18 protein-coding genes are annotated in these 20615 nt (G+C 60.7%); 14 read left to right on the top strand and 4 right to left on the bottom strand.

Features of this window, described 5'->3' with window-relative positions; translation table 11 throughout:
• Window positions 1-66 precede the first annotated feature (66 nt).
• The 9 genes from gltX (at window position 67) to ASO19_RS08645 (ending at window position 12051) form a co-directional block, all read left to right on the top strand.
• On the top strand, window positions 67-1470 hold the full coding sequence (gene gltX / locus ASO19_RS08685) for a glutamate--tRNA ligase (RefSeq protein WP_103765817.1): 1404 nt from the start codon (window positions 67-69) through the stop codon (window positions 1468-1470).
• The gene (locus ASO19_RS08680; RefSeq protein ID WP_043561013.1) at window positions 1467-2405 is read left to right on the top strand and encodes an aspartate carbamoyltransferase catalytic subunit; all 939 of its coding nucleotides are present in this window, start codon (window positions 1467-1469) and stop codon (window positions 2403-2405) included. The genes gltX and ASO19_RS08680 overlap by 4 nt, the downstream gene beginning before the upstream one ends.
• On the top strand, window positions 2402-3679 hold the full coding sequence (locus ASO19_RS08675) for a dihydroorotase (protein WP_103765816.1): 1278 nt from the start codon (window positions 2402-2404) through the stop codon (window positions 3677-3679). Before ASO19_RS08680 ends, ASO19_RS08675 begins: the two co-directional genes overlap by 4 nt.
• Window positions 3676-4311, top strand: coding sequence for a glycerol-3-phosphate 1-O-acyltransferase PlsY (gene plsY / locus ASO19_RS08670; RefSeq protein WP_043561018.1), 636 nt, complete (start codon window positions 3676-3678; stop codon window positions 4309-4311). Before ASO19_RS08675 ends, plsY begins: the two co-directional genes overlap by 4 nt.
• Entirely contained in the window at window positions 4295-5503 is a 1209-nt protein-coding gene (gene dprA / locus ASO19_RS08665) for a DNA-processing protein DprA (protein ID WP_258036043.1), read from the top strand. The genes plsY and dprA overlap by 17 nt, the downstream gene beginning before the upstream one ends.
• 60 nt (window positions 5504-5563) lie before the next feature.
• Window positions 5564-8290: a type I DNA topoisomerase gene (gene topA, locus ASO19_RS08660; protein ID WP_043561693.1), complete on the top strand. Its 2727-nt coding sequence runs from the start codon at window positions 5564-5566 to the stop codon at window positions 8288-8290.
• A gap of 178 nt (window positions 8291-8468) precedes the next feature.
• Window positions 8469-10346 (top strand): S41 family peptidase, encoded by a 1878-nt coding sequence (locus ASO19_RS08655; protein ID WP_103765815.1) that lies wholly within the window; start codon window positions 8469-8471, stop codon window positions 10344-10346.
• Window positions 10347-10380: 34 nt separating this feature from the next.
• Complete coding sequence (locus tag ASO19_RS08650; protein ID WP_103765814.1) at window positions 10381-10734, top strand: DUF1491 family protein; 354 nt, start codon at window positions 10381-10383, stop codon at window positions 10732-10734.
• Between the two features lie 171 nt (window positions 10735-10905).
• The gene (locus ASO19_RS08645) at window positions 10906-12051 is read left to right on the top strand and encodes an OmpA family protein (protein ID WP_043561026.1); all 1146 of its coding nucleotides are present in this window, start codon (window positions 10906-10908) and stop codon (window positions 12049-12051) included.
• A gap of 128 nt (window positions 12052-12179) precedes the next feature.
• Here the strand turns inward: ASO19_RS08645 and ASO19_RS08640 are convergent, their stop codons facing one another.
• Window positions 12180-12788 (bottom strand): Ig-like domain-containing protein, encoded by a 609-nt coding sequence (locus ASO19_RS08640; RefSeq protein ID WP_146046939.1) that lies wholly within the window; start codon window positions 12786-12788, stop codon window positions 12180-12182.
• A gap of 261 nt (window positions 12789-13049) precedes the next feature.
• Here ASO19_RS08640 and ASO19_RS08635 point away from each other — a divergent pair, with 261 nt between their 5' ends.
• Together ASO19_RS08635 and ASO19_RS08630 are read left to right on the top strand one after the other, a co-directional pair.
• Window positions 13050-13586: a hypothetical protein gene (locus ASO19_RS08635; protein ID WP_081562618.1), complete on the top strand. Its 537-nt coding sequence runs from the start codon at window positions 13050-13052 to the stop codon at window positions 13584-13586.
• A gap of 41 nt (window positions 13587-13627) precedes the next feature.
• Window positions 13628-15625, top strand: coding sequence for a DNA gyrase/topoisomerase IV subunit B (locus ASO19_RS08630; protein WP_103765812.1), 1998 nt, complete (start codon window positions 13628-13630; stop codon window positions 15623-15625).
• A 65-nt stretch (window positions 15626-15690) separates the two neighbouring features.
• Here ASO19_RS08630 and ASO19_RS08625 read toward each other — a convergent pair whose 3' ends face one another.
• From ASO19_RS08625 to ASO19_RS08615, 3 genes are all read right to left on the bottom strand, one after another.
• Window positions 15691-16527 carry an aldo/keto reductase gene (locus ASO19_RS08625; protein ID WP_043561701.1) on the bottom strand — a complete coding sequence of 279 codons (837 nt, stop codon included), beginning with the start codon at window positions 16525-16527 and terminating at the stop codon, window positions 15691-15693.
• A gap of 116 nt (window positions 16528-16643) precedes the next feature.
• The gene (gene dinB / locus ASO19_RS08620) at window positions 16644-17696 is read right to left on the bottom strand and encodes a DNA polymerase IV (RefSeq protein ID WP_249079264.1); all 1053 of its coding nucleotides are present in this window, start codon (window positions 17694-17696) and stop codon (window positions 16644-16646) included.
• Between the two features lie 95 nt (window positions 17697-17791).
• Window positions 17792-18556, bottom strand: a complete 765-nt coding sequence (locus ASO19_RS08615) for a LexA family protein (RefSeq protein WP_166651630.1) — start codon at window positions 18554-18556, stop codon at window positions 17792-17794.
• A gap of 245 nt (window positions 18557-18801) precedes the next feature.
• Here ASO19_RS08615 and ASO19_RS08610 point away from each other — a divergent pair, with 245 nt between their 5' ends.
• The 3 genes from ASO19_RS08610 (at window position 18802) to ASO19_RS08595 (ending at window position 20601) form a co-directional block, all read left to right on the top strand.
• Window positions 18802-19449, top strand: coding sequence for a hypothetical protein (locus tag ASO19_RS08610; protein WP_103765810.1), 648 nt, complete (start codon window positions 18802-18804; stop codon window positions 19447-19449).
• 299 nt (window positions 19450-19748) lie between these two features.
• Complete coding sequence (locus tag ASO19_RS08600) at window positions 19749-20153, top strand: hypothetical protein (RefSeq protein ID WP_086431794.1); 405 nt, start codon at window positions 19749-19751, stop codon at window positions 20151-20153.
• Entirely contained in the window at window positions 20134-20601 is a 468-nt protein-coding gene (locus ASO19_RS08595; protein WP_143539806.1) for a terminase small subunit-like protein, read from the top strand. Before ASO19_RS08600 ends, ASO19_RS08595 begins: the two co-directional genes overlap by 20 nt.
• The last annotated feature ends 14 nt before the right edge of the window (window positions 20602-20615 follow it).

Here is a 20615-nt window from a genome sequence, read left to right as displayed (position 1 = left end):
TAAAGCCCATGATGACACATTGAAGTGGATGGCCCGACCCATCCCGGCATGTTATAAGGCCTGCTCATGAAGATCCGTACCCGTTTTGCCCCCTCGCCCACCGGCCTGCTCCATATCGGCAACGCCCGTGCTGCCCTGTTCAACTATCTCTTCGCCCGTCATCACGGTGGAGAATTTGTCCTGCGCATCGAGGATACAGACCGGGAACGCTCCACCCAGCACGCCGTGGACGTCATTTTTGATGGCCTGAAATGGATGGGACTGGACTGGGATGGAGAGCCTGTCTTCCAGGCCAGCCGGCAGGACCGTCATGCCGAGGTCGTGGCCCAGCTCATGGAAAAGGGCATGGCCTACCGCTGCTACTGCACGCCCGAAGAGCTGGCCGCCATGCGGGAGAAGGCCCGGGCCGAGAAACGCCCGCCCCGCTATGATGGCACATGGCGTGACCGTGACCCGTCCGAAGCCCCAGAAGGCGTGCCTTATGCCATCCGCCTCAGGGCTCCGAAGGAAGGCGAGACCATCATCAGGGACCATGTGCAGGGCGAGGTGCGTGTCGCCAATGCGGAAATGGATGACCTCATCCTGCTCCGCTCCGACGGGACACCGACCTATCTGCTCGCCGTGGTGGTGGATGACCACGACATGGGCATCACGCACGTCATGCGGGGTGACGACCACCTGACAAACACCTTCCGTCAGGCCATGATCTACCGGGCCATGGGCTGGGACCTTCCGGAGTTCGCCCATCTGCCCCTCATCCACGGGCCGGATGGAGCCAAGCTCTCCAAACGTCATGGTGCACAGTCCGTCGTGGACTTCCGTGAGGAAGGCATCCTGCCGGAGGCCCTCTGCAACTATCTGCTGCGCCTCGGCTGGGGACATGGCGATGCCGAGGTGCTGGACCGTGAGGAACAGATCAGGCTTTTCGACATGGACGGCATCGGCCGCTCTCCCTCCCGGATGGATTACGTCAAGCTCAGCCACCTCAACGGCATCTGGATGCGCCGTGCCGATGACGAGCGGCTGACGGCCCTTGTCATGCAGCGTCTGGAGCGACGTGATGACCTTGACCATGACGAGACGGTCCGTGCCCGTGTGCTTGCCCTCATGCCGGGGCTGAAGGAACGGGCAAAGACGGTCGTGGAGCTGGCCGACAACGCCGCCTTCGCCGGGCTGCGCCTGCCGCTGACCATCACCCCCAAGGCGGAAAAGCATCTGGGCGAGGAAGGCCGGAAGGTTCTCGCCGGGCTGGAGGAAAAACTCGCCGGGCTGGAACCTTTCACGGCAGAAGGGATCGACAGCACGCTGCGGGCCTTCGCTGCCGAGCATGAGCTGAAACTGGGTGCCGTCGCCCAGCCGCTCCGTGCTGCCATGACAGGTACCACGACATCGCCCGGAATCGACCTCACGCTCGCCGCATTGGGCCGGGATGAGGTTCTCGCCCGCATCCGGAGTGTCCTGTCCGCATGAACCCCACACACCACACGCCCCATCTTCTCGGCATTGAAGGCATGACAGAAAAGGACATCACGCCTTTTCTGGACCTCGCCGAGAGCTATGCCCTGCTCAGCCGTTCCCGCAATGCACCACGGGACGTGCTACAGGGCCGTACCGTCATCAATCTCTTCTTTGAGGACAGCACGCGCACGCGCACCAGCTTCGAGCTGGCCGCCAAGCGGCTGGGTGCCGATGTGGTGAACATGACCGTCGCCACAAGCTCGGTCAACAAGGGCGAAACCCTGCTGGACACGGCCTCCACCCTCAACGCCATGCACTGCGACCTGCTGGTGGTCCGCCATGCCCAGAGCGGTGCCCCGGCCCTGCTCTCGCAGAAGGTCGAGGCCAGTGTCGTCAATGCCGGGGACGGGATGCACGAGCACCCCACGCAGGCCCTGCTGGACGGCCTGACCATCCGGCGGCATTTCGGCCGCCTCAGCGGGCTGAAAATCGCCATATGCGGCGACATCGCCCACAGCCGTGTGGCCCGGTCGGACATTCACCTCCTGCGGGCCATGGGCAACGACATCCATCTGGCAGGCCCCCCCACCCTGCTGCCCGGTGCCCTCGGCACGCTGGAAGGCGTCACCCTGCATCATGACATTGATGAGGCCCTGAAGGATGCGGACGTGGCCATGTGTCTCCGTGTCCAGCGGGAGCGCATGGGCAGCGGCCTTGTCCCCAGCGCACGGGAATATTTCTCCCTCTTCGGGCTGGACCGCCGCCGCCTCGCTCTGGCCAAGCCAGGAGCCTTGGTGATGCATCCCGGCCCGATGAACCGGGGTGTTGAAATTGCCTCCGATGTCGCCGATTCGCCACAGAGCGTCATTTCTGAACAGGTCGAGATGGGCGTGGCCGTCCGCATGGCTGTCCTCGACCGTCTTTCCCGCATGAAGAATCCCGCATGAGCAGCATCCTTTTTGAAAATGTCCGGCTGATTGACCCTGCCTCCGGGCGGGATGGCAAAGGGAGCCTGCTGGTCGAGAAAGGGCGCATTGCCGCCCTCGACCCAAAAGATGCTCCCAAGGCTGCCCGCATCGTGGATGGCAAAGGGGCTGTCCTCTGCCCCGGCCTCGTGGACATGCGGGCCAGCTTTGGCGAACCCGGAGCTGAATACCGGGAGAGCATTGATTCCGGTATTCAGGCTGCCGTGGCAGGAGGCATCACCTCCCTGGCCCTGCTCCCCGATACCGAGCCTGCCATCGACAACCCGGCACTCGTCCATTACATCCGCCGCCGTGGGGAAGAGACTGGTCTTGTCTCCATCTATCCCTATGGAGCCCTGACAAAAGGCTGCGCCGGAACGGACATGGCCGAAATCGGCCTGCTGAAAAAAGCCGGGGCCATCGGCTTCACCGACGGTGCCCGGGCCATTGCCGACACCAAGCAGATGCGCAACCTGCTGGCCTATTCCGGCTTTCTGGATACCGTCATTGTCCTCCACCCGGAAGATCCCTCCCTGGCCAAAGGGGGCTGCGCCACTGCCAGCCCGCAGGCCGTGAAAATGGGCCTGCCACAGATTCCCGCCTGCGCCGAGGCCATGATGATCGCCCGTGACCTTCGCCTTGCCGAACTGACGGGCGCACGCATCCATTTCGGGCATGTTTCCACCGGGGAAGCCCTCGGCCTGATTGCTGATGCCAAAAAGCGGGGCATCCGGGTCACCTGCGACACGGCACCGCCCTATTTCGCCATGACGGAGGCGGATATCGGGGATTTCCGCACCTACGCCAAGCTCTCCCCGCCGCTGCGGCTGGAAGCTGACCGGCAGGCCGTTCTGGCGGGTCTGGCAGACGGCACCATTGATGCCATCGCCTCCGATCACAGCCCGGCCGATGCAGATGACAAGCGTCTTCCCTTTGCCCAGGCCCGGGCTGGCGGGACCGGCCTCGTCACCCTGCTGGGTGTCACGCTTCAGGCTGGCCTGCCGCTGCTGGAGGCCCTGCGCCTGCTCACTGTGGCCCCGGCCCGTCTTCTGGGGCTGGAAGCCGGGACGCTGGCCGTCGGTGCCCCGGCAGACCTCTGCCTGTTTGACCCGGAAGAAGAATGGACCGTCACCGCGGGCAGCCTGCCCGGCCGGGCACAGAATACCCCCTTTGATGGCCGAAACCTCAAAGGACGTGTCCTGCGGACCTTCCGTCAGGGTCGTGAAGTCTTCACTGCCAAAGGTCTCCCTGCATGAGCGGCATCCTGACCTGGTCCCTCATGCCCCCCAGCCTGCCTGTCATCGCTCTGGGGGCCTATCTTCTGGGGAGCATCCCTTTCGGCCTCCTGCTCACCGCACTCAGTGGGCAGGGTGACATCCGGCGCATCGGTTCCGGCAACATCGGGGCCACCAACGTGCTGCGGACAGGCCGCAAAGGCCTCGCTGCGGCAACCCTGCTTCTGGATGCCTTCAAGGGGCTTCTGGCCGTCCTGCTGGCGGAGGCCCTCTCCCCTCACGACACGGCCCTGTGCCTCTCCGTAGCAGGGTGTGCCGCTGTCGTGGGGCACTGCTTCCCCATATGGCTCAGGTTTCGTGGCGGCAAGGGCGTTGCTACAGGCATCGGTGTTTTCTGGGGCATGTGCTGGCCGGTCGGGCTGCTCTGCACCCTGCTCTGGCTGGCTGGTGTCCGTCTGAGCAGGATTTCTTCCGTGGGGGCGCTTCTGGCTTTTCTGGCAGCACCGTTCCTGATGGTGGCCTTCTCTCTGGCACCCATCATGTCGGCCCGTCCCATTGCAGCAGCATGCATCACCCTGCTGATCCTCCTGCGCCATTACGGCAACATTGCCCGCCTCTGTAGCGGAACGGAACCCCGTGTCGGACAGAAATGAGCCAGCTGCATTATCAGAAGCCAACCTGACAGCAACGGAACGTCTGGCTCGATTGCGGCTGGCCCGCACAAAGGGCATTGGCAACGCCACATTCAGCCGGTTGATGGGCCTTTACGGCACGGCAGAGCAGGCCATTGCAGCGCTGCCTGCCCGTGCCCGCCTTTCCGGCTGTCCGGCGCCAGCCATTCCCTCCGCATCCCGCATGGAAGACGAAATTGCCTGGCTGGGAAAACGGGGAGGCCACCATCTGCTACGCTCCGATCCTGCCTATCCCCGCCTGCTGGCCGGACTGCCGAATGCTCCCGTACTTCTATTCACCCAAGGCAATACAGACCTGCTCTCCACGCCCTCCCTGGCCATTGTCGGGGCCCGCAAGGCCTCCAATCCGGCCCTGAAACTGACAGAGGAATTCGCCGCCGGTCTGGCAGAAGCCGGCCTGACTGTCGTTTCCGGTCTGGCCCGTGGAGTTGATGGAGCGGCCCACCGGGGAGCCCTGCCCTCTGGCCGGACCATTGCCGCCCTGCCCGGCGGGCTGGACATTACCTACCCTCCCGAACATGCAGGCTTGCAGGCCGCCATAGCCCAGCAGGGCTGCCTGATTACGGAATATCCTCCCGGCATGCCGGCCAATGCCCGCCATTTTCCACGGCGCAACCTTCTCATTGCCGGTCTGGCCCGTGGCTGCCTGCTGGTTGAGGCAGCCAGACGCTCCGGCACACTCATCACGGCCCGACTCGCTGCAACCTTCCAGCGTCTGCTCTTTGCCGTGCCTGGCTTTCCCGGCGATCCACGTTCCAGCGGCGGGAATGACCTGCTGAAACAGAATCAGGCCATACTGGTCGAGCAGGTTCAGGACATCCTGTCCGCCCTGGCAGACACGCCCTCACCAGACCCCGGACTGGCCCCATGGAGCAGGCCTCCCTCACGCCAGCCATCCCTTTTCACACTCACTGAAAAAGTACCGACCGCCCCGCCAGCTGCCCCCCGGAAAGCCCCTGCGGCCAGTCAATCATTACCGGAATCTGACGAAAAAAATATTCTCTCCCTGCTGGCGCATACCCCCTCCACTGTTGACGAGATTGCATCACGCTGTCAGTTGTCCATCTCAGCAGTTGCGGCAATACTCATCGAGCTGGAAATGAACGGAGCTGTCCAACGCCACGACGATGGGCAGATCAAACTTCCCAGCTAGCGGGCATCGGCCAGACAGCCTTACCACCAGGACACCAGAGACCGGGAAAGACTCATGGCAGTGAAGAATGTTGTGGTTGTAGAAAGCCCTGCCAAGGCAAAGACCATCAACCGTTATCTCGGCAGCGATTATACCGTCATCGCCTCCTTCGGCCATGTGCGGGACCTTCCTCCCAAGGATGGAAGCGTGCGCCCTGACGAGAATTTCGCCATGTCGTGGCAGACCGATGATCGTGGCTCGAAACAGATTGCCACCATTGCCAAGGCTCTCAAAGGGGCCAGCAAACTGATTCTCGCCACCGACCCGGACAGGGAAGGTGAGGCAATCTCGTGGCATGTCCGCAGTGCCCTCGAGGAAAAAAAGCTCCTCAAGGATATTGAGGTTGAGCGGGTCACCTTCAACGAGATCACCAAAAACGCCATCGCTGCGGCCATGAAGGCCCCCCGTACGCTGGACCGCCCCCTGATTGATGCCTATCTGGCCCGCCGTGCGCTGGACTATCTGGTCGGCTTCACCCTGTCTCCCGTTCTCTGGCGCAAACTGCCGGGCAGCCGCAGTGCAGGGCGTGTGCAGTCTGTCGCCCTGCGGCTGATCTGCGAACGGGAAGCGGAAATCGAGGTCTTCAAACCCCGGGAATACTGGAGTGTGGAAGGTCTCTTCACAACTCCCGCCAAGGCGGACTTCACCGCAAAACTGACCCATCTTGAAGGCAGAAAACTCGACCAGTTCGCCCTGACCAATGAGGACATGGCCCACAGGGCCCGTGATCTGGTCCGCTCCTCCGCCCTCAGCGTACGGAAGATCGAGCGGAAGCGGACACGCCGCAATCCGGCACCGCCTTTCACCACCTCCACCCTCCAGCAGGAAGCCTCCCGCAAGCTGGGCATGAGTGCACAGACCACCATGCGCACCGCCCAGCAGCTTTATGAGGGTGTGGACCTGAATGGCGAGACGTTCGGCCTGATCACCTACATGCGTACCGATGGCGTCACCATGGCCTCGGAGGCCGTGCAGGCCATCCGCTCCCATATCAGCTCATCCTTTGGCAAAGATTACTGCCCGGGCAAGCCACGCTCCTACACCACGAAGGCAAAAAACGCACAGGAAGCCCACGAGGCCATCCGCCCTACCGATGTGTCCCGTACACCTTCTTCTGTCGCCTCCGTGCTCACGGCGGACCAGAAACGCCTTTATGAGCTGATCTGGAAGCGCTCCGTTGCTTCACAGATGCAGTCTGCCGAGCTGGACCAGACAGCCGTCACCATCGGTGATGAACAGGAGCAGACCCTGCTGCGGGCCACCGGCTCCATCATCGCCTTTGACGGCTTTCTGAAGCTCTATATCGAAGGCCATGATGACAAGGAAAAAGGCGGGGATGATGACCAGAACCGTCTTCTCCCCGCCATGAAGGAAGGCGACCAGCTGGGCACGAAGGACGTGACAGCCGAACAGCACTTCACCCAGCCACCTCCCCGCTATTCCGAAGCATCACTGGTCAAGAAGATGGAAGAAATCGGCATCGGGCGGCCTTCCACCTATGCCTCCATCCTCAGCGTCCTGCGGGACCGCAATTATGTGCGCCTTGATGCCCGACGCTTCGTGCCGGAAGACAGGGGGCGGCTGGTCACAGCTTTTCTCACCTCTTTCTTCCAGCGTTATGTAGATACGGGCTTCACGGCCTCGCTGGAGACGCAGCTGGATGACATCTCGGATGGCCGGGCTGACTGGCATGATGTCATGTCCGCCTTCTGGAACGACTTCTCGGCCACGGTTGCCAAGACAAAAGACCTGAAAATCTCTGATGTCATTGATGCGCTGGACCAGGACCTCGGCAACCATTTCTTCCCACCCCGACCGGATGGCAGTGATCCACGCAGCTGCCCGTCCTGCACTGATGGACGGCTGGGCCTCAAGCTGGGGCGGCATGGAGCCTTCCTGGGATGCTCCAACTATCCGGAATGCCGTGTCACCCGCCCCCTGGCGGTTGATAATGGCGAGGAGACTGCCCTACCGGACGGTATGCGCCTGCTTGGCCATGACCCTGCCACGGGCGAGGACATCACCCTCCGTCGTGGACCTTACGGGCTGTATGTCCAGCGTGGCGAGCCGGACCCTGAAGACAGGAAGGCCAAACCAAAACGGGCCACCATCCCCAAGGACCGTAACGGCGAAACGCTCACCCTTGAGGAAGCCATCGGCCTTCTCTCCCTCCCCCGTGAGGTTGGCCCCCACCCGGAAACGGGCGAGATGATCACGGCCGGTCTTGGCCGTTTCGGACCGTTCGTCAAGATGGGCAGCATCTACGGCACGCTCAGCAAGGATGATGACGTGCTGACCATCGGCCTGAACCGGGCCGTTGATGCTCTGGCCAAAAAGCTGGCCTCCATCCGCACGTTGGGTACGCACCCCAAGGATGGTGAGGTCGTCATGGTCCGCAAGGGACGTTTTGGTCCCTATGTGCAGCATGGCCAGACCATTGCCACTCTCCCCAAGGGGGACTCGATGGATGACGTCACGCTGGAAGAGGCCCTCACCCTGCTGGATGAAAAAGGCAAACCGCTGAAAGGTGGCCGCAAGACAACCACGAAAAAAACGGCCGCCAAAAAGACCACGACCAGAAAAACCACTACGGCGAAGAGCACGACCAGAAAAACGGCCACCAAAAAGGCAGCGACAGGGAAGGCAACCAGCAGAGCCAAAACGACAAAAAGCGGAACCACAAAAACCGGCAGCCGCAGCAAAACCTCACCAGAGGCGCCCATCAGCAAGGATGACCTTCCTTTCTGATTTCCCTTCTTCCATGAATGCGGCATAATAGCGGGGGATGTGTCTTCCATGATGGCACGCCCCCGGCCCGCGACGGGCACGATCCGCCCTGCCCGGCCTCTGTCCCCGAAAGAAACCATGTGACAGTGTCCCGGCTTTTCATCTTCCCTTTTTCTTACCAGTCCGGTCCATCGCCTTCATGATGCCAGTTCGCCTCCTGCGTCCCGTCTGCACAGCCTTCACCGGGGTTGCCCTGTCCGGCGTGCTGACAGTCGGCTCTGCCATCGCCCAGCCTGTTCAGGCCCATCCTTTCTGGAGCCGGCTGCTCCACCATTTTGCCGGCCGCCCTGGAACACCCTCCTCCACCCCGGTCGGATCCATCGCCACCACAACATCCCAACCCGCAGGGACAGGCAGCTCCTCCCGACCCACCCCCGTCCCCACCGCTCCGGCTCTCCCGGAATTCACGGATGAAGACCGGCTGGCAGAGCTGACATTATCAACCGCCCTTACATTCATGCTTCCCCGGACGCTGACCCCGCACACACCGCAGGAACTCTGCCTCTGGGGGATGCAGGCCCTGCTGGAAGTCCCCCAGCCTTTACAACAGCCGGACCATGGGCAGGCGCCATCATCCAGCTTCACCCTCGCCGTCCAGCCCGGAACCATGTTCAGCCCGGCTCACATGAGCCTGCTCCATGACAGGCACCCTCTGCTGTCTGTTCGGACACCCGACAAGGACGACGTGACCGGCTGGAGCCATCTGAGCCTCCAGCTCATCACGCTCCTGCGACGTGATGTGCCATCCTACCAGCTCATGAATGATGAAACCCTGCTGAGCCGTTTTCTCAATGGCCTTCTGGCCAGGCTGGACCCCTATTCCCGCTATCAGTCTCCTCCACCGCCGCCCAGCCAGTCTGATGCCGTCACCCCTGCCCAGCCCCCACCCGAACCCGCAGCAAGCGTCGGGCTGACCCTCCGCCGGACACGAGCCCATTTCCCTGTCGTGGCGGCCCTCAACCTCGACAGCCCTCTGTGGGATGCCGGAATCATACCGGGAGACAGCCTGACCAGCCTCGACCACCAGAGCACACGCCAGATGGCCCTGCCCGCCCTCCAGGCCATGCTGACTGGCCCTGCTGGCAGTACGGTGGAGCTGGAATTCCGCACCCAGGACGGACATCATCTCATCAGGAATTTCACCCGTGGGCGCATGGCAGAAGAAAGTGTCTTCCCTGAACAGGCCGGGCGGTTCCCCATCCTGCGGGTCACCCATTTTTCCAGCCGGACGGCCGAAGAGGTCAGCCAGTATCTTTCCACGCTCCTGCCAGAAACACCCCCAAATAGCAGTCTGCCCCACCCTCCAGACGGCCGGACCCCACCAGCACCCACCCTGCCCGGCCTCGTGCTGGACCTGCGCGGGAACCATGGAGGAATCCTGCAACAGGCGGTCATGACGGCGGCGCTCTTCCTCGACCACGGCGTGATCGCCACGACCGAAGGACGGGCGGCGGAGGCCAATCACGTCTGGAGCATCCAGGGCGGAGATCTGACCAACAATACCCCGCTGGCCCTGCTGGTTGACCAGGATACGGGCAGTGCAGCCGAAGTTCTGGCAGCAGCGCTGGCCGACCAGCAAAGGGCCGTTGTGACTGGCAGCAGCACCTTTGGCAAAGGCATGGTCCAGATTTCTTCCACCCTGCCCAACGGGGGGCACCTGTCCCTGACATGGGCACACATCACCGCTCCCCAAGGCTGGGCCCTGCAGGACCTTGGTGTCCTGCCCCAGCTCTGCACAAGCCCCCAGGGACAGTTTTCCCTCCGGGACCAGCTGGCAGCGCTTCGTGCTGACCAGTCCCTCATGACCGATGCCCTGCGCCAGTCCCGCCTCATCCACACAGACAGCCCGGAGGCGGCACGGCGTGCCCTGCGACAGGTCTGCCCCCCTGCCGCTGCCAGCCCGACCGACATCTCCGCCGCTCTGGCACTTTTCATCATCCCCCACACCTATCGTGCTGCCCTCCTGCATCTGCCGGACAACACGGCAATTCACCCGGCGGCCAACACCACCCCATGACGACTATGCACCATCTGGCAGGGAGACCGGACTCATGTTCCATGGCCTGAAAACCGGATTCTGGGTCCGTGCCACCCTCAGGCACCTCAACCAGAATGGCCTGATGGCCGTTCTGGTCCGTAAAGGTGACGAAGATGCTGGCAGTGTCTTCATCATGCTGAATGGCCGGGATGGACGCATCGCCATATTACGGGAACAGGGTGCGACATGGCTGCGCCAGACCTTTGAGGACAGCGACACGGAAAGTGCCATGATGCAGGCCAATGCCTATCTGGAACGGCAGAAACGGTACGACCCTGACCTCTGGATCATGGAAGTTGATGTCCCGGACAGCACCCACCCGCTGGAGCATGACATCACCACACGCCGCTTCAGCCATGAAGACTGACCAGCCCCATGTTCCCCGGGGGCCGACCGACGCCTCATCCACCTGTAACACATAGGACACATCTTTTCCCGATTCAGACGCAAACGGCACAGGTATGTCCCGGCAATCCATTGCGTTTACTGTCACTTTCAGTGAAAAGGGTAGCCACCTGTCTGGCTGGAGAGTAATTACATGACCGCACGCCCCTCCATTACATCACTGCTGGCCCGCAGCGCCTGTGCCGCCTGCCTGTCAGTCATGGCGTTTGGTGCGGCCCGGGCACAGCCTGTCCGTGGCCTCTATGTCGGCGGGGCAGCGGGGGCGAGCTTCAACCAGTCCCAGACCGTCAATCCCCACACGAAGCTCTTTGCGCATGGTCGGGACGACTTTGCGACAGGCATCACCGGGCTGGGCAGCATCGGCTGGGGACTGGGGAACGGTTTCCGTGTGGAAGTGGAGGGCAACTACCGCAACAACCGCCTTTCCCGGTTCCATTCCCCCGGCTTCAGCAGCACAGCCCATGGTCACCAGCAGAAATACGGGGGCATGGCCAATGCCCTGTTTGACATGGATATCGGCCAGAACTGGATCTACCCCTATTTCGGGGCTGGTATCGGTTATGGAAGCCAGTTCACGAACACCAGAATCCAGGGGACAGGCGCAGACAGGGGCTACAGGCAGCGGACCCGTGACAGCGCAGGCGGCTTTGCCTATCAGGGCATCTTTGGTGTTTCACTGCCCGTGCCATGGGTTGTTGGCCTTTCCACCACAATGGAATATCGCTTCTACACCATCACGGGCCGCCACAGGCACTTCACGACAGCATCCTACAACATCGCTGCCCCCGACAGTGGACCCGTCAGCGGCAAGCGTGGCAGCCGGACAGATTTCAACCATTCCCTGATGCTCGGGCTGCGCTATGAGTTCAACCCGGCTCCGCCGCCACCGACACAGGCCCCCACCCTCTCCACCCCGGCACCTGCCCCCGTCCGCACCTATCTGGTGTTCTTCGACTGGGATCGTGCCAACCTGTCCGACCGGGCGCGGGCCATCGTGGAAACAGCTGCCCGCAACTCCACATCAGCCCAGTTCACCCGGATCCAGGTCAATGGCCATGCCGATTCTTCAGCTGTCCGTCCTGGCAGCCGGAAGGCTGAAGCCTACAACATGGCCCTGTCTCTCCGCCGTGCGCAGACCATCAAGGCAGAGCTGATCCGCGATGGCGTACCGGCTGGCGTCATCGAGGTTCACGGTTTTGGTGATTCGAAGCCACTGGTCTCCACCCGCCCCGGTACGGCAGAACCGCAGAACCGCCGGGTGGAAATCGACTTCCAGTAAACAGGTACTTCAGAGTCTGACCGGCCTTCGCCTGCCGGTCAGACATCCTGATGTGCTCTCTCAAAAAACGGGCCGGACACACTGAATACGTGTCCGGCCCGTTTTTTCTGACAGGTCTCTACGCCCTGTTACTTCGTCTTGGCTGCCGGAGCGTGCCTGCTGACGGCATGATGCACCGTTCGGGAGGTCGCATGATGGACAGCCTGAGGCGTCTTTTTCTCAGTTGATTCGGCCATCTTCTTGCCCGGTTCCTCAGAGGGGGCAGGGGCAGCTGCAACGACAGCCGGCTCGACCTGCACACGGACCTGAAGCTGACGGCGTGGCTGTGCATGGGCAGGAATCAGCTCCACGGTGAAGCCGTCAGTCCCCTTGTAATCCGCCGCAGGGGTGTATTCCACATATGTGCGATTATCATAATTATACAGAAAGGCCCTGCCATTCTCCGGCGGAGGAACCACACCAAAAGACACGTAACTGCCTCCACCCCCTTTGCTGATGGAAAACGGGCAGGTACCGCCATCACCAGCGCTGACCGTCATGCTCACACTCATGCGGCCCGTGGCGTCTGTCTGCACAGGCGATACCTCACAATGAGCAGCCCGCTTCTCGTTGGCAAAAGGATTGGGAGGAATCTCGATGCCACTCGGCCCCCTTGACTGCTGGCCGACACACCCGCCAAGGGCCAGAAGAGTTGCACCGACAACCCCTGCCCGCACTAGAAAACTGCTCTGCTGCACAGTCCACTCCAGAGAAAACTAAAAACAGATAAAAAAGGCGCATCCAGGCCCCTGCCCGCAATCCGCCAGTTTTCAGAACGCACGATACGCTTTCAGCACCATCATGAGAATGAGGTCTTCCATATTTCTTTCTCTGTCAGTTATGTTTAACGTTTCCTTCATCATTACACGGCCATATCCACCAAAGAATTGCCCGTCTCAGGGCAGACTTTCCCAAATGACCATGATATAGGCAGAGAACCTGTCAGCGGGAGTTTTCATATGTCTCTTCTGTCCTACGGCCTGTCCTTCTCCAGGACTGGACTGGCCCTTGCCACTGCGGCTTTTTTTGCCATTGCCCCTGCCTCATGGGCAGCAGCCTGCCACTCTTCGGCAGAAGACCATTCAGCCTTCAATCTGGCTGGTCTGAAATCGGAACTCATGGTGACGGCTCTCTCCTGCCAGACGCAGGACCGTTACAACCAGTTCATCACACGCTTCCGCCCCATCCTGACAGAATCGGAAAGACGGCTGGATTCCTATTTCCACCGGACATTTGGCCGCCAAGCACAGAAAAAACATGATGATTACATCACGCAGCTGGCGGATGTGCAGTCCTTGGGGGGGCTGAAGTCCGGTACGGCCTTCTGTGCCCAACGTGTGCCGATGTATGACGAGATCGAGGCGCTGGACGATTCGAACAGCGATCTCGCCCATTATGCCGAGGCCAAGGATATTGTTCAGCCTTCTTCCTACGAAAGCTGCACGGCACCCCAGCCTCCCCACCGGGCCACGAGCCGCCGCAGGCGCCGGGGCTGACCTCCCGCCCCTCCCCACGCCCCGACAGACAGGATCACAGGATGGCCGATATGTTCGAGCAGGGTTCCACACCTGCCCCCTCCCATGTACAGCCAGCTGAACAGTATGATGCCGGGGCCATTGAGGTCCTTGAAGGACTGGAGCCCGTACGCCGTCGCCCTGGCATGTATATCGGGGGTACGGACGATGCGGCCTACCACCATCTTGCTTCCGAAATCATTGACAACGCCATGGATGAAGCCGTGGCGGGTCATGCCACGACCATCGAGGTCTGTCTGGAAGACGCCCACACCCTGATGGTCCGTGACAATGGCCGTGGGATTCCGACTGACCCCCATCCCCGCTTCCCGAAAAAATCAGCCCTTGAGGTCATTTTCACCACGCTCCATGCGGGGGGGAAATTCTCTGGCAAATCCTATGCCACATCAGGCGGTCTGCATGGTGTGGGCAGCTCTGTCGTCAACGCACTGGCCTCCCATCTGGAAGTCGAGGTCTACCGCAACCGCAAGGGATGGCGACAGACTTTCTCCCGTGGTCTGCCAACCAGTACGCTAGAAAGCACAAAACCTGCCATCCGGCGTGGCACGATGGTGCGTTTCACCCCGGACAGTGACATTTTCGGCCCCCTGCATTTCTCCCCGGCCCGCCTGTACCGCCAGTGCCAGATCAAGGCAGCGCTGTTCCGGGGGGTCAGCATCACATGGTCCTGTGCCCCGGAACTTCTGAAAGGGGACCATGCTCCACCAGCCGAAGCTGTCATCGCCTATCCAAATGGTCTGGAAGATGCCCTGACGGCTGATCTTGGTCCCTCACCTGCCCTGCTTACCCCCCTCTGGGCTGGTGAGGCTGAGCTGCCTGTGGCTGCCGATGGCCAACCCGGTGGGCGTGTCGAGTGGGCTGTTGCCTTTCTCGACCAGGGAAACAGCGCTCTCATTTCCTACTGCAACACCATTCCCACACCACAGGGTGGCACCCATGAGAACGGCCTGCGAGCGGCACTCGTCAAAGGCTTCCGCAACTGGGGGGACCAGCGCAAGATTCGCCGTTCCAGCACCATCACGGCGGAAGATGTGCTGGGCACCATCAATGCCCGTCTGTCCGTCTTCATCCGCAACCCACAATTCCAGGGACAGACAAAAGACAGGCTGACCACACAGGAGGCCAGTCGCCTCGTGGAAGGTGCCCTGCGGGACCGGATCGACCACTGGCTGGGGGGCAATCCCCAGCAGGCTGACAGTCTGGTCGGCTATATGGTCGAACGGGCAGAAGAACGCCTGCGCCGCCGTGAAGCCCGTGAAACAACCCGCAAAACGGCGACAAAGCGCCTGCGTCTGCCCGGCAAGCTGACAGACTGCTCTCGCAGCAATGCCCATGAGACGGAGATCTTTCTCGTGGAAGGCGAATCAGCCGGGGGGTCTGCCCGTCAGGCCCGTGACAGGGAAACACAGGCCGTCCTGCCCCTGCGGGGCAAGATACTCAATGTCGCCTCTGCCACACAGGAAAAACTGCTGGCCAATACGGAGCTGAAAGACCTGATCGAGGCACTTGGGTGTGGCTTTGGCAAGACTCTCGACCTTGAAAAACTGCGCTATGGCCGCATCATCATCATGACAGATGCTGACGTGGATGGCGCCCATATCGCCTCCCTGCTGATGACCTTCTTCTTCCGGGAGATGCCGGACCTCGTCCGACAGGGGCACCTCTACCTGGCGCAGCCACCACTCTACCGGCTCACTCATGGCAGCAAGACCGTCTACGCCATGAACGACCTCGACCGTGACCGCAGGTTGAAGACGGACTTCAAGCCCAATGCCAAAGTTGAAATTTCACGCTTCAAAGGGCTGGGGGAAATGCCGGTTTCCGACCTCAAGGAAACCACCATGTCCCCTGCACGCCGCACACTCCTGCGTGTAACCGTCCCGACAGAAGACAACCTGATGACCCGCAGACGGATCGAGAGCCTCATGGGCCGCAAGCCTGAGCTGCGCTTCCAGTTCATTCAGGAGCAGGCCCAGTCGGTCAATCTTCTCGATATCTGACACGCCCGAGCATCCCCGGAAACAGGAAAAGGCGCATCCCACAAACAGGATGCGCCTTTTCCATGTCAGCCGAATACCGGATTCGCCGGATTCTCTCCCATGCGGCCATCCGCCCTATGGAGCGTGGCGATCGCCGCCATCTCCTGCTCGGGCAGGACAAAATCGAACAGGTCCAGATTCTCTGCCATGCGCTCCCGATGAACTGATTTGGGAATCACGATCACCCCATTCTGGAGGTGCCAGCGCAGAATCACCTGTGCCGGGCTTTTGCCGTGGCGTCTGGCAATATCACCGATCAGCTCGTTGTTCAGTACAGTCCCCTTGCCCAGAGGACGCCACGCTTCGGTCTGAATTCCCACGCTTTTATGAAAAGCCCGCAACTCCTCCTGCTGGAAGAAAGGATGAATCTCGATCTGATTGACGGCAGGCACAACACCTGTCTCATCCATGATTCGCTGGAGGTGATCTTTCTCAAAATTGGACACGCCGATAGACCGGACACGCCCCTGTTTCTGCAGGTCGATCAGAGCCTTCCACGTCTCCACATACAGTCCCTGCTGCGGCATTGCCCAATGAATGAGGTAGAGATCCACCACATCACGCTGCAGCAGACGGGCACTCTCATCAAAAGCTTTCAGGGTCGAATCATAACCCTGCTCGTCATTCCAGACCTTGGTTGTGACAAACATGGCGGGGTGCCCTTTCAGCCCCTCGCCAACTCCCGCCTCATTGCGATACAGCCGGGCCGTATCCACGGCCCTGTAGCCCAGCTCTATGGCTGTTCTGACAACATCAGCTGTTTCATCAGGCGGTGTTTCCCAAACACCAAGCCCGATCCACGGCATGGCATGACCATCATTCAGCTGTACACAGGATGCAGCATCCTTGGGAAAATCACTCATGTTCCCTCCCTGATTCTGGGCGACACGGCACTGACCACCAGCCAGTGCCGCCGGTTCATTCATCCTCGCTCTTCCCGAAAGATCAGGCAAGCCATTCTCCATGCACTCCCGGGAGATCAGACAGTCTGCTCAAACAGACCCATCTGTACCGGCAGGGAACGGTCCTCATACGACACCAGCGAGGAAATGGTCAGTCCCAGCAGTCGCACTGGCCGGTCCAGCGGAAAGAAACTGCGCAGAATTTCCAGAGCCACTGGCAGCAATACGCACTCATCGGCGGCAGGGAAAGCCATTGAGCGAGCCCGGGTTACCGTATGAAATCCGGCATAGCGCAACTTGAGCGTAACGGTCCGTCCGGCAAGGCGCTTCTGCGCACAGCCAGCAGCCAGTTTGCTGACAATCGCTTTCAACGTCGCTGCCAGCCTGTCCCATTCAGCCACGTCATGCGGAAAGGTTGTCTCCGTTCCCAATGACTTCCTGGGCCGGTTGGCCTCTACCGGGCGATGATCCTGACCTCTGGCGATATCATGATAGAACTGGGCTGAACTGCCAAAATGCTGCCTCAACTCCGGTACTGTCCATTTTCTGAGGTCCGCTCCCGTGTGGATTCCCAGACCATGCATCCGCCGCGTGGTCGCCGGCCCCACACCATGGAATTTCTCCACAGGCAGATCCGCCACGAAAGCAGCGCCCTGCCGGGGAGAAATCACAAAAAGCCCGTCGGGCTTTCGCTGCCCCGAAGCCAGTTTGGCCAGAAAACGGTTATACGATACCCCCGCTGAAGCCGTCAGCCCTGTCTGCTGCCGAATATCCCGCCGGATGGCTTCAGCAACGGCTGTAGCAGATCCATAAGGAGGCCACTGTTCCGTAACATCCAGATAGGCCTCATCCAGCGCCAGCGGCTGTATGAGCGCCGTATAATGCCGGAAAATGGCATGAATCTGAGCCGAGACAGCACGATAGACGTCAAAACGGGGAGGAACGAAGATCAGCTCCGGGCAACGTTCCAGTGCCATGTGCGAGGGCAAAGCGGAACGTACACCAAAGACACGGGCCTCATAACTGGCAGCGGCCACGACACCTCTACCTGACCCACGCCCCACAGCCACTGGCCTGCCCCGTAAAGCCGGATTGTCTCGCTGCTCGATGGAAGCATAAAACGCATCCATGTCCACATGCAGGATCCGCCTCGCAGCGTCATCAGCCCTACCCTCTTTTACCCTTTCCAACCCCGCCGGATGGGACATGCCTGCCTCAGCCCCTCTCACGATCCCTGAAAAGATGCCGTTGGCATCGGCACATAACTGCCGACAACCAGCGCAAGGATGGTTACATCCGGGCTCTCAGCAGCGCTGTGGCAGACCGTATCACCCGGTGCAGGCAGGATGATCGGTGACTGAAACTCCGGCTCGGTACTCTGGGGCCAGAGAACCATCTGTCCGCTTTCCTTGACCTGAACCGCCTTTATGGTGGCCTCGAAACCATCCGACACTCTGGAACGTTGCATGGCGACCACATAATCCCCATTACGGGGCCGGCGTCCCAGCTCGGAAAAATTGATGACGATAACCACCGAACCATCCTGAAACACACGGTTCATGGACTGCCCCTTCACCATCAACCCGTATCGCTTCAGACCGGGATAGGCTGCATCGTAAGGAATGGTGATCGCATACTGGTCTGGAAGAGGCCATTCATGTGCCTCCTTCCAGACCCCGGCCTGCACCTCACCACAGACCTGCACCTGCGAAACAGGCAGATTAGGAGACGGCGCTGGCTGTTCGACTGTCTTCTGCTCTTCAGACCTGCTGATCTCTGCTACCAGCGGACCAACCGGCACACCCAGCACCTGGGCCAGGGCTGCCAGTTTGTCCGTACGGGGGAGATGTTTGCGCCGACGCATGTCCCGCAAAAAATCCACACCAACAGCAGGATTGATCTCACGGGCTTTCAGACAGGCCCGCCTGTCGGACAATCCCTGGGCCGCCAGAAGGGAATCCAGATGCGACAACAACGATTCAATAGACATGGTACGGGGATTATCCCTCTTTCCTGCGTATGTCCAGACAGGGGACACCCTAGGTCCTGTTAATTTTTCTTGACAGTTAAGGGTATATCCCCGCATCCTCAGAGCAATTCCTTACAGGAGGCTCTCCGACACTCAATCTGCCAAGGAAGAAATACCCTCACTGCTTTCATCCTCTCCATATGACCTGATTGTCATGGGGCCATGCCCCATTACGGACCATAACGCAGTTTTCCGGGAGAATTCCTTTGTCTCGCATCACGCACATCACGACCACCCCGACACGGGAGCGGACCCGCAAGCCCGATTATGAAATCATCGGCCGCAGGCGCCGCCGTGCCAACACTCTTGGTGCCCTCTCCTCACGTCTGACTGCTGATGTCATTTCTGAAGCAGAACAGTGGGTCAAGGACTGGATGCTGGCCGAACACGGCTATCTCGACATCATGAAAAATGGCGGCGCCCCCGCACAGGCGGGGAATGTCTTCACCTTCAATGCATTGCAGGGCAAAGCCTGGGGGCGGCTGAACGCCTTCCGCCGCCATGCGGGACGGGCCCGACACCAGCTGCTCGTGAACATGCTGGGACTCGGCTGGTCCTTTTCTTCCCTCGGCTCCAAACTCTATCCCGATCTGCACCCGGACAGTGCCCGCAAAAAGGCTTCGGAAGAGTGCGCCGCCACACTGGAAATGCTGGCCGCCTTCTGGCAGGAACAGCGACGCAAAAAAGCCAGACAGGCTGTCACCATTGCCCGGGAACATCGCAAAGGGCTCGACATGATGACCCTGTCCAGACGCTATCATCTGGCCCCTGAAGGTCTTGAGAAGATCATCCGGCATGGCGAGATCATCCTGAACAAACCCCAGAAGATCACGGCTGCGGAACTCCGCAACTGACCATGGCACCCGGATTGCTTTTTTCCTGTTGACAGCTTACCCGCTTTAGCCTATAAAAAGGACATCATCACGAGCCGTGCGCCCAGAGGGGTGTACGGCTCTTTTCATGACTGCTGTTCCAAGACAGACAGCTTTTCTTTCCCTTCAGGATGGATTCCGCAAACCACCGCCCTTCCCGGCGGTGCGACCCCATGCGCCATGATCCACCTCCACTGCACCACCGAGGCCCATCCTGCCGGACATGCATGATCCGGCTTCCATGCCCGGCACCTGCATTCATTAAAAACGGACTTTCTTCCATGGCTCACATGCCTTCCTCCCCCGCCGGGCAGCCGCTCGGCCGCGGCCGCATCGTTCTGACCAGACGCGGCCTCTGCACCGTTCTTGCCGAAGAGGGCAACAGTCTTGTTCTCTGCCCGATCCACGAAGCTCCAGCCCTGACACACAGGGCCGACATTCCTCTGACATGGAGGGATGAACTCATTCTGGGACTGAAACAAAATGCGGTCGTCAGGGCCATTCCCTTCCTCAAGCAGCGTCAGGCCGTCACCCCCCAGCCTGCAAGTCTCTCCGCCTTCACCCTCACCCAGCTCCGCCTCCGGACACACCGGGAACTGCAGGTCAACGCTCTGGAAAGTGACAGGCTGCCCTTCTTCTCTGGCAGACATGCCCGCAACCGCCTTCATGCAACCCATGTCTCATGACACGCCCCGCAAAAAGCCTGTCTCCTTCTCGCAGAAACTCTTTGATGAAATGATGGAAGACCTCATGCTCGGCACTCCCCTGCATGACATCTGCTCCGGCGCACAGCGCCCCACCCTGCGCAGCTTCTATCGTTGGCTCCAGAAACATCCGGCCCTCCTGCCCCGTTATCGCCGGGCACGGGAACTGTCTGCCGACAGTCTGGAAAGCACCATCCTCTCCCATATCAGGGCCATGCCAGAAAAAGCTGATGCGGCCACGGTCAATTTCCACAAGCTGAGGTTCGACATGCTCCGCTGGATCATGGCCCGCCGTGCCCCAAAGCGGTATGGCGACCGGCAGACCATGGAACATGCCGGGCATGATGGCGGCCCCGTACACACCATCCAGCGGCTCATCATTGATCCCGCTGCTCCGGGCACAACACCACCGGACACATCACCGCAATAAAATGCAGGGGCCTC

The organism is Parasaccharibacter apium, from assembly GCF_002917995.1.
In the GTDB taxonomy this organism is placed as follows: Bacteria; Pseudomonadota; Alphaproteobacteria; order Acetobacterales; family Acetobacteraceae; genus Bombella; species Bombella apis.
Note: the sequence above shows the minus strand (reverse complement) of the source record. Positions and strands in the feature narration are given on the sequence as shown.